This window comes from Rubrivivax benzoatilyticus JA2 = ATCC BAA-35 (assembly GCF_000190375.1).
Taxonomy (GTDB): Bacteria; Pseudomonadota; Gammaproteobacteria; order Burkholderiales; family Burkholderiaceae_C; genus Rubrivivax; species Rubrivivax benzoatilyticus.
In genome coordinates, this window is the sequence record NZ_AEWG01000087.1 from 1 (window position 1) to 12,621 (window position 12,621).

The 12,621-nt window shown below is 68.8% G+C and carries 13 protein-coding genes and 1 pseudogene; 6 read left to right on the forward strand and 8 right to left on the reverse strand.

What is annotated here, in order from left to right; genetic code table 11:
• The first annotated feature begins 507 nt into the window (after nucleotides 1-507).
• From RBXJA2T_RS10715 to RBXJA2T_RS20735, 3 genes and pseudogenes are all read left to right on the forward strand, one after another.
• Nucleotides 508-2,292: a glutamine--tRNA ligase/YqeY domain fusion protein gene (locus RBXJA2T_RS10715; RefSeq protein ID WP_009857385.1), complete on the forward strand. Its 1,785-nt coding sequence runs from the start codon at nucleotides 508-510 to the stop codon at nucleotides 2,290-2,292.
• Nucleotides 2,293-2,384: 92 nt separating this feature from the next.
• Nucleotides 2,385-2,846 (forward strand): annotated as a pseudogene (locus tag RBXJA2T_RS20730) (DUF3016 domain-containing protein); the annotation flags it as partial.
• 48 nt (nucleotides 2,847-2,894) lie between these two features.
• On the forward strand, nucleotides 2,895-3,338 hold the full coding sequence (locus tag RBXJA2T_RS20735) for an FKBP-type peptidyl-prolyl cis-trans isomerase (RefSeq protein WP_206026591.1): 444 nt from the start codon (nucleotides 2,895-2,897) through the stop codon (nucleotides 3,336-3,338).
• Nucleotides 3,339-3,351: 13 nt separating this feature from the next.
• Here RBXJA2T_RS20735 and RBXJA2T_RS10725 read toward each other — a convergent pair whose 3' ends face one another.
• Together RBXJA2T_RS10725 and RBXJA2T_RS10730 are read right to left on the reverse strand one after the other, a co-directional pair.
• A complete protein-coding gene (locus tag RBXJA2T_RS10725; protein ID WP_009857387.1) occupies nucleotides 3,352-4,266 on the reverse strand; it encodes a DUF808 domain-containing protein in 915 nt (304 codons plus the stop codon).
• A gap of 58 nt (nucleotides 4,267-4,324) precedes the next feature.
• The gene (locus tag RBXJA2T_RS10730) at nucleotides 4,325-4,543 is read right to left on the reverse strand and encodes a hypothetical protein (RefSeq protein ID WP_009857388.1); all 219 of its coding nucleotides are present in this window, start codon (nucleotides 4,541-4,543) and stop codon (nucleotides 4,325-4,327) included.
• A 207-nt stretch (nucleotides 4,544-4,750) separates the two neighbouring features.
• Between RBXJA2T_RS10730 and RBXJA2T_RS10735 the strand changes: the two genes are divergently transcribed.
• Nucleotides 4,751-5,647: an HDOD domain-containing protein gene (locus RBXJA2T_RS10735; protein WP_009857389.1), complete on the forward strand. Its 897-nt coding sequence runs from the start codon at nucleotides 4,751-4,753 to the stop codon at nucleotides 5,645-5,647.
• Here the strand turns inward: RBXJA2T_RS10735 and RBXJA2T_RS10740 are convergent.
• Nucleotides 5,622-6,413 carry a ParA family protein gene (locus tag RBXJA2T_RS10740; protein WP_009857390.1) on the reverse strand — a complete coding sequence of 264 codons (792 nt, stop codon included), beginning with the start codon at nucleotides 6,411-6,413 and terminating at the stop codon, nucleotides 5,622-5,624. The two genes, RBXJA2T_RS10735 and RBXJA2T_RS10740, sit on opposite strands and share 26 nt — an antisense overlap.
• Before the next feature lie 93 nt (nucleotides 6,414-6,506).
• On the opposite strand from RBXJA2T_RS10740, the gene RBXJA2T_RS10745 reads away from it, so the two are divergent.
• Nucleotides 6,507-7,655 carry an aminotransferase class V-fold PLP-dependent enzyme gene (locus tag RBXJA2T_RS10745; RefSeq protein WP_009857391.1) on the forward strand — a complete coding sequence of 383 codons (1,149 nt, stop codon included), beginning with the start codon at nucleotides 6,507-6,509 and terminating at the stop codon, nucleotides 7,653-7,655.
• 9 nt (nucleotides 7,656-7,664) lie between these two features.
• Here RBXJA2T_RS10745 and RBXJA2T_RS10750 read toward each other — a convergent pair whose 3' ends face one another.
• From RBXJA2T_RS10750 to RBXJA2T_RS19800, 5 genes are all read right to left on the reverse strand, one after another.
• Nucleotides 7,665-8,873 carry a GGDEF domain-containing protein gene (locus RBXJA2T_RS10750; RefSeq protein WP_009857392.1) on the reverse strand — a complete coding sequence of 403 codons (1,209 nt, stop codon included), beginning with the start codon at nucleotides 8,871-8,873 and terminating at the stop codon, nucleotides 7,665-7,667.
• A gap of 204 nt (nucleotides 8,874-9,077) precedes the next feature.
• Nucleotides 9,078-9,281 carry a hypothetical protein gene (locus RBXJA2T_RS10755; RefSeq protein WP_009857393.1) on the reverse strand — a complete coding sequence of 68 codons (204 nt, stop codon included), beginning with the start codon at nucleotides 9,279-9,281 and terminating at the stop codon, nucleotides 9,078-9,080.
• 28 nt (nucleotides 9,282-9,309) lie between these two features.
• The gene (locus RBXJA2T_RS10760) at nucleotides 9,310-9,756 is read right to left on the reverse strand and encodes a GNAT family N-acetyltransferase (RefSeq protein WP_009857394.1); all 447 of its coding nucleotides are present in this window, start codon (nucleotides 9,754-9,756) and stop codon (nucleotides 9,310-9,312) included.
• A 43-nt stretch (nucleotides 9,757-9,799) separates the two neighbouring features.
• Nucleotides 9,800-10,333, reverse strand: a complete 534-nt coding sequence (locus RBXJA2T_RS10765) for a GNAT family N-acetyltransferase (protein ID WP_081467623.1) — start codon at nucleotides 10,331-10,333, stop codon at nucleotides 9,800-9,802.
• Nucleotides 10,334-10,408: 75 nt separating this feature from the next.
• Nucleotides 10,409-11,329 carry an RES family NAD+ phosphorylase gene (locus tag RBXJA2T_RS19800; protein WP_009857396.1) on the reverse strand — a complete coding sequence of 307 codons (921 nt, stop codon included), beginning with the start codon at nucleotides 11,327-11,329 and terminating at the stop codon, nucleotides 10,409-10,411.
• 133 nt (nucleotides 11,330-11,462) lie between these two features.
• Between RBXJA2T_RS19800 and RBXJA2T_RS10770 the strand changes: the two genes are divergently transcribed.
• Complete coding sequence (locus RBXJA2T_RS10770; protein WP_009857397.1) at nucleotides 11,463-12,479, forward strand: IS110 family RNA-guided transposase; 1,017 nt, start codon at nucleotides 11,463-11,465, stop codon at nucleotides 12,477-12,479.
• Nucleotides 12,480-12,621: the final 142 nt, after the last annotated feature.

The following is a 12,621-nucleotide window of genomic DNA, read 5'->3' on the forward strand; positions in this document are numbered from 1 at the left end:
GCCAGGCCGCCGAGCGCGGCGCCGTCCAGCCGCGCGGCCTCGTCGGCGCTGACGCGCAGCAGTTGCAGCGGAGCGGACTCGGCGGGGCGCGCGGCAGGCGCAGGGTCGGCGGGGGCGGTCGCCTCGGACATCGGTTCTGGGGCGGCGCGCCGGGTGCGGACGCCGTGGACAAGGACCGGCGATTATTCCAAACCGGCCGGGGCGCCGCGGCGAAGACGCGAAGACGGGGTCAGACGCGAAGACGGGGTCAGGTCCTGCGGGACCTGACCCCTGCCGCACGCACCTGCCGCCCGTCGTCTCGCGAAACGACCACCGACGAGAAGACGGAGTCAGGTCTCGCGCGAGAAGACGGGGTCAGGTCTCGCGAGACCTGACCCCTGCGGCCTGCCCCCTGCCGCCCCGGCCGCCCCGCGCGACGGCCGCTCGATAGAATCCTTCGCTCTTTCGCCGCCGCGCCGGAGCCCCCCGTGCGCGCGGCCCCGAACCTTGCGCGAAACCGCCTGCCGAATGGCCCACGACCCGACTCCCCCCGACGCCCCCAAGCCGAGCAACTTCCTGCGCGGCATCATCGAGCGCGACCTCGAGGCCGGCACCTGGAGCCAGCGCCGCTGGGGCAGCACCCCGGGCGACGGCGCGCACCACGCGGCGGGCGTGCCCGACCCGGCGAAGATCCGCACCCGCTTCCCGCCCGAGCCCAACGGCTACCTGCACGTCGGCCACGCCAAGAGCATCTGCCTGAACTTCGGCCTGGCGCGCGACTACGGCGGCGTCTGCCACCTGCGTTTCGACGACACCAACCCCGAGAAGGAAGAGCAGGAGTACGTCGACGCGATCATCGAGGCCGTGCGCTGGCTGGGCTTCGACTGGCAGGCCAACGGCACCGCCCACCTCTACTGGGCGAGCGACTACTTCGACTTCATGTACCGCGCCGCCGAGGCGCTGATCAACGCCGGCCTGGCCTACGTCGACGAGCAGAGCGCCGAGCAGATGCGCGCCAACCGCGGCGACTTCACGACGCCGGGCACGCCCAGCCCCTTCCGCAGCCGCACGCCGGCCGAGAACCTGGCGCGGTTCCGCGAGATGCGCGACGGGAAACACGCCGACGGCGCGATGGTGCTGCGCGCCAAGATCGACATGGCGTCGCCGAACATCAACCTGCGCGACCCGACGCTCTACCGCATCAAGCACGCCACGCACCACAACACCGGCGACAAGTGGTGCGTCTACCCGATGTACACCTTCGCGCACCCGATCGAGGACGCGCTGGAGAACATCACCCACAGCATCTGCACGCTGGAGTTCGAGGACCAGCGCCCGTTCTACGACTGGCTGCTCGACCAGCTGGCCACACTCGGCCTGCTGGCGCGCCCGACGCCGCGCCAGCACGAGTTCGGCCGCCTGAACCTCAGCTACGTCATCACCAGCAAGCGCAAGCTGAAGGCGCTGGTCGACGAGAAGATCGTCGAAGGCTGGGACGACCCGCGCATGCCGACGATCTTCGGCATGCGCCGCCGCGGCTACACGCCGGAGTCCATCCGCGCGATGGCCGACGGCTCGGGCGCGAGCAAGACCAACATCTGGCTCGACTACTCGGTGCTCGACGGCTGCCTGCGCGAGGACCTGGAAGGCAAGGCCGCGCGTGCGATGGTCGTGCTCGACCCGCTGCCGCTGAAGCTCGTCAACTGGGACGAGGTCTTCGGCGCCGGCCACGTCGAGCCCTGCCAGGCGCCGGCGCATCCGCACCACCCGGAACTGGGCGAACGCCACTTCGGCCTCGGCCCCGAGGTCTGGATCGAGCGCGAGGACTTCGCCGAGACGCCGCCCAAGGGCTTCTTCCGCCTGTTCCCGGGCAACAAGGTGCGGCTGAAGTACGGCGTCGTCGTCGAGTGCACGGGCTGCGAGAAGGACGCCGACGGCCAGGTCACCGCGGTGCTCGCCAAGGTCGTGCCCGACACCAAGAGCGGCACGCCGGGCGCCGACGCGATCAAGGTCAAGGGCACGATCACCTGGGTCGGCCGGCACGACGCCGTCGCCGCGACGGTGAACCTCTACGACCGGCTGTTCACCGAAGCCCAGCCCGACGCCGCCGGCCGCGACTTCCGCGAGGTGCTCAACCCCGACAGCAAGCGTGTCGTGCAGGCCTGGCTGGAGCCGTCGCTGGCCTCGGTTGCGGCCGAGACGCGGCTGCAGTTCGAGCGCCACGGCTACTTCGTCGCCGACCGCGTGCTGCACCGCGCCGACGCGCCGGTGTTCAACCGCATCACCACGCTGCGCGACAGCCGCACGAAGTAAGGTTGCGCCCGGTGGTGTCTCGTCGCTGGCGCTGGTGCCCGGCGGCGTTCCGTGCCAGATTGGGGGTCTCTGCTTCGTCTCGTGGAGGCCCCATGCCACACCTCTTCCCGATCCGCCACGCGGCGCTGGGCGCCGCGCTGGCGCTGGCGGCGCTGGCCGGCCCGGCGCAGGCCGCCGGCGTCGTCCAGGTGAGTTTCGTCGAGCCCGAGCGCTACACCGACGTCGGCTTCGGCGCCGTCGAGCGCGAGCGCACGACCGACCGGCTCGCCGCCATCTTCCAGGACCTCGCCCGGCGCCTGCCCGACGGCCAGGTGCTGACGGTCGAGGTGCTCGACGTCGACCTCGCCGGCCACGTGCCGGTGGGCAACGTCAACGACACGCGCGTGCTGACCGGCGGCGCCGACTGGCCGCGCATCACGCTGCGCTACCGCCTCGAGGCCGGCGGCAGCGTGCAGACACGCGACGAGACCGTCTCGGACCTGAACTATCTGCAGAACCGCCTCTTCGGCGGCCGCGCCGACGAGGCGCTGGCCTACGAGCGGCGCATGCTCGAACGCTGGTTCGAGGCCCGTTTCCTCACCCCCCTGACCCGGAGAACCCCCTTGTCCCTGCACCGCCTGTGCCTGGCCGCCGTCGTGGCCGCCGCTCCCGCCCTCGCCTTCGCCGCCGCGCCGGCCGACCCGCTGAAGGCCGCCGCCGCCGAACCCGGCGCCGTCGTCACCGCCAGCGGGCTGATCTACCGCTCGCTGAAGGACGGCAGCGGCGCCAGCCCGACGGCCAGCGACACCGTGCGCGTGCACTACCGCGGCACGCTCGTCGACGGCAAGGAGTTCGACAGCTCCTACCGCCGCGGCGAGCCGATCGAGTTCCCGCTGAACCGCGTGATCCCGTGCTGGACCGAAGGCGTGCAGAAGATGAAGGCCGGCGGCAAGGCCAAGCTGACCTGCCCGAGCACGATCGCCTACGGCGAACGCGGCGCCGGCGGCGTGATCCCGCCGAACGCGACGCTGCAGTTCGAGGTCGAACTGCTGGGCATCCGCAAGTAAGGCGGCCGGCCGGTCAGGCCGGCGCGCGGGCGAAGAGCTTTTGCGCCAGCGTCACGCCGGCCAGCACCACGGCGCCGGCGGCGACGCCCAGCAGCCCGTTGGCCAGCGCCGGCAGCACCGCGCCGGCGACGCCGCCGAGCCCGCCCAGCGTGTGTTCGACGGCCTCGGCCACCGGGTGCACGCCGTGCACCAGGATGCCGCCACCGACGAGGAACATCGCCGCGGTGCCGGCCACCGACAGGAACTTCATCAGCCACGGCGCCGCGGCCAGGATGCCGTCGCCGAGCGAACGCAGCGCGGCGCTGCCGGCACGCTGCAGCCGCAGCCCCAGGTCGTCGAGCTTGACGATGCCGGCGACGACGCCGTAGACGCCCACCGTCATCGCCAGCGCGACGCCGGACATCACCAGCACGCGCGTCATGAACTCGGCCTCGGCCACCGTGCCCAGCGTGATCGCGATGATCTCGGCCGAGAGGATGAAGTCGGTGCGGATCGCGCCCTTGATGCGCTCCTTCTCGAAGGCCACCAGGTCGACGTCGGGCTGGTCCAGCGCGGCGCGCAGTTCGGCCCGGTGGGCGTCGTCGTCGCCGCGGTGCAGGAACTTGTGCGCCAGCTTCTCGAAGCCCTCGTAGCAGAGGAAGGCGCCGCCGATCATCAGCAGCGGCGTCACCGCCCAGGGCGCGACGGCGCTGATCGCCAGCGCCGCCGGCACCAGGATCGCCTTGTTCAGCAGCGAACCCTTGGCCACCGCCCAGACCACCGGCAGCTCGCGCTCGGCGGCCACGCCGGTGACCTGCTGGGCGTTCAGCGCGAGGTCGTCGCCGAGCACGCCCGCGGTCTTCTTCGCGGCGAGTTTGCTGAGGAGCGCGACGTCGTCGAGGACGGTCGCGATGTCGTCGATGAGAGCGAGGAGACTGCTGGCGGCCACGGCGCGATTGTCGCCGCATGCGGCACCCTGGCGCCGCGGCCGCCGCCCGATCGGGTGCTCAGGACAGGAAGTCGGGCACGACGGCCGGTGTCGCGTACTCGCGGCCGACGACGGCGCGGGCGTAGAGGTAGTTGCAGCGCGCTCGCTCGCTCAGCGTGTCCATCGCCACGCGGCCCTGGGCGTCGCAGGGGAAGGCCAGCGCGCGGCCCTGCTGGAACAACGACTCGAACCGCAGCTGGTAGCGGGCGGCGAGGCCGGCATCGGCGAAGGCGTTCATCACGTCGGTCTCCCTGGAACCCTGGGCGATGAATCCAGCTTAGTCGGCCACGGCCCCGGCCGCCTGGGGCGCGGCGCCATCGCGGGCGTCGGACGGCGGCTGCGGCGCGTGTCGGAAGACGGCTGACACGGCGCAAGCCTGCCGGCACGACGGCACTTCAGTCTGGCGCGGCGCGGCCGATAAGACGTCTGGACGCGCCCCACCACCATGACCGCCATCGCCGCACCGCTGCCTGCCGACACCTCGCGCACCGCTTCCATCGCCCGTGAAATCGACCACGCCCGCACCCGCGGCGCGCTGCAGCACATCGTCGTGCCGCCGTGCCCGGCGCTGCTGGCGCGGCTGCAGGCGGTGATGCAGCAGCCCGAGCCCGACCTCAACGAGGTCGCCCGCATCGCCGCCAGCGACGTCGCGATGTCGGCGACGCTGATCCGCAACGCCAACGGCGCGCTGTTCGCCGTGGGCCCGCCGGTGCAGACCGTCGGCCAGGCGATGAACCGCCTGGGCCTGAAGCAGACCGCGGCGATCATGACCGGCTTCCTGGTGCGCAACGCCATCGTCGCCGACAACCGCCACCTGCGGCGTTTCTGGGAACGCTCGGCGCAGCGTGCGATCGCGATGACCTTCATCGCTCGCCAGCTCGTCGGCCTGTCGCCCGACGTCGCCCACACCTACGGCCTGTTCTGCCACGTCGGCATGCCGGTGCTGCTGCAGAGCGTGAAGGGCTACGGCTCGACGATGGTCGAGGCCGCGGCGCGCATCGACCGCAGCTACGTCGCCACCGAGAACGCCAACCACCGCACCGACCACGCCGTCGTCGGCGCGCTGGTGGCGCGCGTCTGGCGCCTGGCGCCCGAGGTGATGGCCGCGATCCGGCTGCACCACGACCTGGACTCGCTGGGCGGCGAGGAGACCGAGCCCGAGGTGCAGACGCTGATGGCCGCCGGCCTCGTCGCCGAGCACATCGTGCGCCGCCAGGAGGCCCAGCTGCCCGAGCGCGACTGGACCGACCACTCGGCCGCGGCGCTGGCCTGGCTGCAGGTCGACGAAGGCGAGATCGCCCAGTGGGGCGAGGAGCTCAGCGCTTCGCTGAGCGCTTTCTAGGCTTGGCGACGGCCTCGTAGAGCGCGACGAACTGCTGCGTCAGCTTGTGCCCGGGGTCCAGGTGGATCATCGGGCGCGCGAGTTCGTGCGACTCCTTCACGCGCACGCTGGCGCCCAGGTAGGGCTCCAGCACCGGCAGGCCTTCGTCGACGAGTTCCTGCACCGTGCGCCGCGGCAGGCTGGCGCGCGGCTGGAACTGGTTGACGACGATGCCCTCGACGGCGAGCTTGTCGTTGTGGTCGGCGCGGATCTCCTCCACCGCCTCCAGCAGCCCGTACAGCGCGCGGCGCGAGAACTCGTCGCAGTCGAACGGGATCAGGCAGCCGTCGGCGGCGATCAGCGCCGAGCGCGTGTAGAAGTTCAGCGCCGGCGGCGTGTCGATCCAGATCTCGTCGTAGGTGCCGGCAAACTCGGCCAGCGCGTCGCGCAGCTTGAAGATCTTGTAGCGGCTCTCCAGCTTGGCGTGCAGCTCCTCCAGCGCGGCGCTGGCGGGCATCAGGTCCAGCCGCTCCCAGGGCGTGGCGGTGACGAAGTCGGCCGCCGGCACCGGGCGCACGCTGAACTTCAGCGTCGTCTCGAAGAACTCCGCCGCGCCGGGGCGCGGGTCGACCGCGGCCTCGCCGAGCAGGTAGTGCGTCGAGTTGGCCTGGGCGTCCAGGTCGACGAGCAGCACCCGCCGCCCCCTGGCGGCCGCGATCGCGGCCAGATTGCTGGCGATGGTGGACTTGCCGACCCCGCCTTTCTGGTTGAAGACGACGTGCCGCATCCGAGCGCTCCGTGGAAGGACGCGACATTGTGCACCGCAGCACTGGAGGCGGAACCCTAGACTCGGGCGGCCGCCTCCAGCCGACACGACACGATGCGCGACCTGTTCCTGCTCGCCCCCGATCTCGTCTTCCTGAACCACGGCTCCTTCGGCGCCTGCCCACGCGAGGTGCTGGCCGAGCAGCAGCGCTGGCAGCTGGAGATGGAGCGCAACCCGGTCGAGTTTCTCGGCCGGCGCTCGGCCGAGCTGCTGCACCAGGCGCGCACGGCGCTCGCCGGCGAAGTGGGCGCCAACCCGGAGCACCTGGTCTTCGTGCCCAACGCGACCACCGGCGTCAACGTCGTCACGCGCTCGTTCGTGCTGGCACCGGGTGAGGAGGTGCTGTCCACCGACCTGGAATACGGCGCCTGCGACGCCGCCTGGCAGCAGGCCTGCGCCGCGCGCGGCGCGCACTACCGGCGCGTGGAGATCCCGCTGCCCTTCGAACGCGAGAGCTTCGTCGAGCGCCTGATGGCCGCGGTGACGCCGCGCACCCGGCTGATCTACGCCAGCCACATCACGTCGACGACGGCGCTGACGCTGCCGGTGGCCGCGCTGTGCCGCGCCGCCCGCGAGCGCGGCATCCCGACGCTGATCGACGGCGCGCACGCGCCGGGCCAGATCACGCTGGACCTGGACGCCGTCGGCGCCGACTTCTACGTCGGCAACTGCCACAAGTGGCTGTGTGCGCCCAAGGGCAGCGGCTTCCTGCACGCCCGGCCCGAACACCACGCGCGGCTCGACGCGCCGGTCATCAGCTGGGGATATGCCGAGGGCACCGGCGGCCACGCCGGCTTCGACGCCTACCTGGGGCGCACGCTGTTCGAACGCCGCCTGCAGTGGCAGGGCACACGCGACCTGTCGGCCTGGCTGGCGGTGCCGGCGGCGATCGACTTCCAGCGCCGCCACGGCTGGCCCGCGGTGCGCGAGCGCTGCCATGCGCTGGCGCGCGAGGCGCTGCAGGCGCTGACACGCCGCCACGGCCTGGCGCCGATCGCCCGGGACGAGGACTGGGCGCAGATGGTGGTCATCCCCGTGCCGGCGCAGGACGCCGAGGCGTTGCGCCGTCGCCTCTTCGACGAAAGCGGCATCGAGGTGCCGGTGACGACCCACGCCGGCCGGACCTTCGTGCGCATCTCGGTGCAGGGCTACACCGAGCGCTGGGAGATCGAACGCCTGCTGGACGCGCCGGCGCTGCGCTGAGCGCCGCGCTCAGCCGCAGACGATGCGGTTGCGCCCCTGCTGCTTGGCTTCGTAGAGCAGGCGGTCGGCTTCGAGGAACAGCGTCTGCGCGGTGTCCGCGGGCTGCGGCACGCGCACGATGGCGCCGATCGACACCGTCAGCGTCGGCGCCGTGGCGCTGCGGCTGTTGGGGATCGCCAGCGCCTCGATGTCGCGGCGGATGGCCTCGAACAGCTCCCGGCCGCGGCCGCTGGGGCTGGAGCTGCAGGCCAGCAGCGCGAACTCCTCGCCGCCGAGGCGGAAGGCGTAGTCGCCGGCGCGGCGGCCGTGTTCACGCAGCGCCGCGGCCACCGACACCAGCGCCTCGTCACCGGCGACGTGGCCGAAGGTGTCGTTCAGGCGCTTGAAGTGGTCCAGGTCCAGCAGCGCCAGCGTCAGCGTCGAACGCTCGCGCCGGGCGCGCGCCAGCTCGGCAGCGAAGACGGCGTCGAAATGGCGGCGGTTGAACAGCCCGGTCAGGTCATCGGTGATCGCCGACTCCTCCAGCCGGCGGTTGGCGGCCTCCAGGTCGACGTAGGCCTGGCGCAGCTTCTCCTCGGCCTCGACGCGCGCGCGGCGCTCGCGCAGCAGGTTCAGCGTGCGGCTGGACAGGTTCTCGTACATGCCGAGCACGGTGTCGATCAGCAGGCGCACCGACGAGGCGCCCATCTTGCGCTCGGCCTTGAGCTTGGCCTCGTCCAGCAGCGCGCCGGCCTGGACCTCGGCGACGACGAGCGCGAAACGTTTGTCCTCGACGATGATGTGGAAGGCCAGCCAGCGGATCAGGAACTTCACCATGCCCTCGATCTGCTGGTACAGCGGCTGGCCGCCTTCGGCCTGCTTCAGGTCCTGCACCTTGGGCAGGAAGGCCCCGTGGGCCGCCTGGTGGTTGTGCAGCCAGACGTCGTCGCCGAAGCAGTCGACCCAGATCTCTTCCTCGGCCGAGAAGTGATAGTCGGCATAGGCCGCCAGCTCGGCGAACGCGGCCTCGACCTCGAACGCCCGGTTGTGCACCAGCGTGCCGGCGAGCTGGTTCAGCAGGTCCACCAGGCGCCTGTGCTGCTCGTCGATCAGCGCGTTGCCGGTGTTGAAGTTGTCGTTCCAGGGGAAGACTTCGAACAGGTGCTGGCCGCCGGCCTCGTCGGGCTGGGCGAGCAGGTCCATGAAGTCGGCGGCGCTGGTTTCGGTCGTGCAGTTCATCGTCATCCGCGGCGCGCCGCGGCAGCGCCGGTGGCTCGCCCGTATCCTGACACCACCACCTCGGAGGCGGCGACCGCCGGGCGAGGCGGAGGGCGGAGCGGCCCGCTCGGACCCGGACGGCCGATCATGACACAGCGATTTCACCAATTCGCATTGGATGACCACGTTGCCGGGAGGACCGCACGGACAGGCCGAGCGCGGTGGTCAGGCGGCGGCGGGGGTGGCGAAGGCCGGCAGGTGGTCGTCGGAGGCGAGCGAGTGGAAGGCGGCGGGGGCCCGGTTGCGCGGCTGCGGTGGCGGGGGTTGGCCGGCGCCGGTGGCCAGGGCGCGGGTGTGGGCGGGGATCACGTGGCCTTTAATCAGGACGCCTTCCGAATCGCAGGTATGGCGGAAGGGGCAGATCAGCATAACGCTCGCCGCGGGAGAAACCGACTATTTAGGCGTCACTACGTTCAAGGCTGCTAAAACTCTGAACGTAGCCTTGCCACCAGCCGCTGGTGAGCTGATGCTCGCTGTAATCGCCGCCCGTGAACTCATTGATGACCTTGCGCCAAAAGGCTTGGGCGGCCACATTATCCGTCATCTGCCCGACTTGCCACGCGCCAGCGTGTCGCGCAAAAACTTGTTTGGCGGCGTGAGCGGCGATTCGCTTGCGCCTGTACTTCTTGAGGACGAAGAACTGATCCATCCAGAACTCGCCACCCGGCAGCTTGACCTGGTTGTCAACCAGAGCGAAGCCAGCGTACTGCATCGAGACGGTCAAGACATACGCCGCGCAATGCTTGTCCTGCCAGTACCGGTCCAGCGCGTAACCGTACTCTCCGTGTACGTCGAGGTCTTGGTCCCAGATATCAGAGAGCTCGTATTGGTAAAGCTCGAGCATCCGATAAATCGGAAGCCGATCGCATGGCTTGGCTACTCTGACTTCAAGCATCGTGCAGCACTGTGAATTTTGGGTCTGCGACGTACGACATGAGGTACTCATCTCGCACTTGGCCGGCGACAAGCATTGAGGCACGGCGCTTCCCCTCGATCTGGAACCCGAATCGCTTGTACAAGGCAACGGCGCGGTCGTTTGTGGTGTGAACGTTCAGTTCCAGGCGGAGCATCCCGGCAGTTGACGCCCAAGACAGCGCCTCGTGGAGCATTGCCGAAGCAACGCCGCGGGACCAGTACTCCCTTCGAACGCCCAGGAAGATCAAGGCGGAGTGCCTGGTTCGAATGCGCTCACCGCCACTGGCGCCCAAGAAGCCGACAAGATCGGCGCCCTCCTTGGCCACGAGCAAGACATTGTTGGTCTTGCCTGAAAGCCAGGCAATGAACTTCCGCTCATCTTCCTCTGTGGCCTTGAACTCCTGCGGCTCCCAGAGCATGAAGTCCGTCTCCGTGAAGACCGCGCGCCTCAGATCCAGCAACGCAGCTGCATCTTCTTCGGTGGCGCGACGAACAGAGAAAGACATGGGTTCCGATGATTAATAATTGAATTTAACCGAGCTGAGAATCAGCTTCGGTCCGAATGAATTGTTAGGCATGAACTAGAGAGGACTAGCGTGCGAATGAAGCATATGCAGGAGGTTGTTTCTGTCGCCTGGATTGCGCGACGCCACATCAAACTCCTCTTTGCTCATGTTGTAAATTCCAATGACATTTGGATCAACTCCCTGCAGCCAGATGAAGTTCCATTCATCGTCTAAGCGTTCGGCGGATCTTATTATCTCGAACTCAACTAACCCAAACTGTCTAGGCTTTCCAACTCGGACCACAAGGCAGCTGACATTGTGGAAGCTTCTGTCGGATGGGGCGGCTTGAACCGCTACATTGAAGCCTCCGCGGTCCTTTACGCTTGGGAATACAATGCCATCAGCACCAACTCTCGAGTAGATCGATTGGGCGAGGGCGCGGCTAAACATATAGCCATTCTCTGAAGCGTTTGGGTCTGCAAGAACGCTTGCAAAGAACTTGTCGATGTAGATCTTCTTTAGGGCTTCCTGGCGGGGCATGGCATTAAGACTCTTTGCAATCGCCATGTCGGGATCTCGACCCACAAAGTGCATGTAGCCATTCTTTTGTACGTTCGAGTATTCACCGATGACCGCAAGTCGGATCGGGGATTCGTGAGTTACACGAAACCCTGCCAGTTGTACTAGCTGCCCCGCAGTGGCACCGACCTCCGCGAGAGCGGTCTCCTTGCGCGCGGCAATGTAGAAGCAGGGGATACCGAGGTCATTAAGCCGTCCTTGTTTGGCAATCTTGGGCGGCGGATAGTCAAGATCAGAGATGTTCGCGTAGATCTCGCTCTCGATCAGCCTGGCGCGCCAAAATATGCTGCCTCGGCCGAATTCGAGTGAAAGAATCTCATACTCTTTGAATAGCGGACCCGCGGCATGGCAAAACGCAGACTCGCTCTCGCTGGACAGAGCTTGCTGAAATATCTTCTCGCAGTCATCGAGATTCATGGGGTCATGCCTAACGAATGAAAGGGACATCCCCATAGCGTCCCACCCGCCCGAGGTTATCCCTCAGGCCGCCCGGTACGACGATGGGGTTGCGCAATCTCATCTTCCACCCGGCTGACGCAAGGAGATGTCCATGACGATTCTGTTTCTCGGCATCGATCTGGCCAAGAACGTGTTTGCCCTGCACGGTGTCGACGAGCGCGGCAAACCTGCGCTGGTGCGCCCGGCCGTGCGTCGCGACCAGTTGCTCGAAGCGGTCGCCAAGTTGCCGCCGTGCACCATCGGCATGGAAGCCTGCTCGGGCGCGCACCACTGGGCGCGCCGCTTCCAGGACTTCGGCCACACGGTACGGCTGATGGCGCCCAAGTTCGTCGTGCCCTACCGCATGAGCGGGCGCCGCGGCAAGAACGACGCGGCCGATGCCGCCGCGATCTGCGAAGCGCTGCAGCGCCCGGCGATGCGCTTTGTGCCGGTCAAGTCGACGCAGGCGCAGTCGCGCCTGGCGGTGCACACCGCGCGCCAAGGCTGGGTGAGCGCGCGCACGGCAGTCATCAACCGCCTGCGCGGCGTGCTCAGCGAGTTCGGCCTCGTGCTGCCGCTCAAAGCCGCCACGGTGCGCAGCCGCGCCGGCGAGCAGCTCGACACCGTGCCCGGCTGGGTGCAGACCGTGTGCCGCGACCTGCTGGCCGAACTGCAGCGCCTGGACGAGCGCGTGGCGGCTTACGACGAGCACATTCGTCTGATGGCCCAGGCCGACGACCGCGCCCGCGCTCTCATGGTCATGCCCGGCATCGGCCCGACCACCGCCAGCGCGCTGCTGGCGAGCATCGGCTACGGCCACGACTTCGCCAACGGTCGCCAGCTCGCCGCCTGGATGGGCTTGGCGCCCGGCCAGTACAGCTCGGGCGGCAAGAACCGGCTCGGACGCATCACCAAGGCCGGCGACGCCTACCTGCGCACGCTGTTCATCATGGGAGCGCGTGCCGTGCTGGCCGCCGCGGCAAACAAACACGACCGGCTGAGCCGCTGGGCCACCGCGCTGGCCGAGCGCCGCGGCAACTGGAAGGCCGTGGTCGCCATCGCCGCCAAGAACGTGCGCATGGCCTGGGCGATGCTCGCCAAGGGCGAAGCGTTCAAGCCCATGGCCTGAACACGAGCCACGCCGCCCAAGCCAACCGCCAACCTCATCGGAGAAAGGCGACCTCGAATCCGTTTCTGCCACCGCGTGACGCCTGCGTTGATGGATCAAGGTTGGACCTGCGCGGGGAGTGCTCGTTTAACTCCAGGCGGCG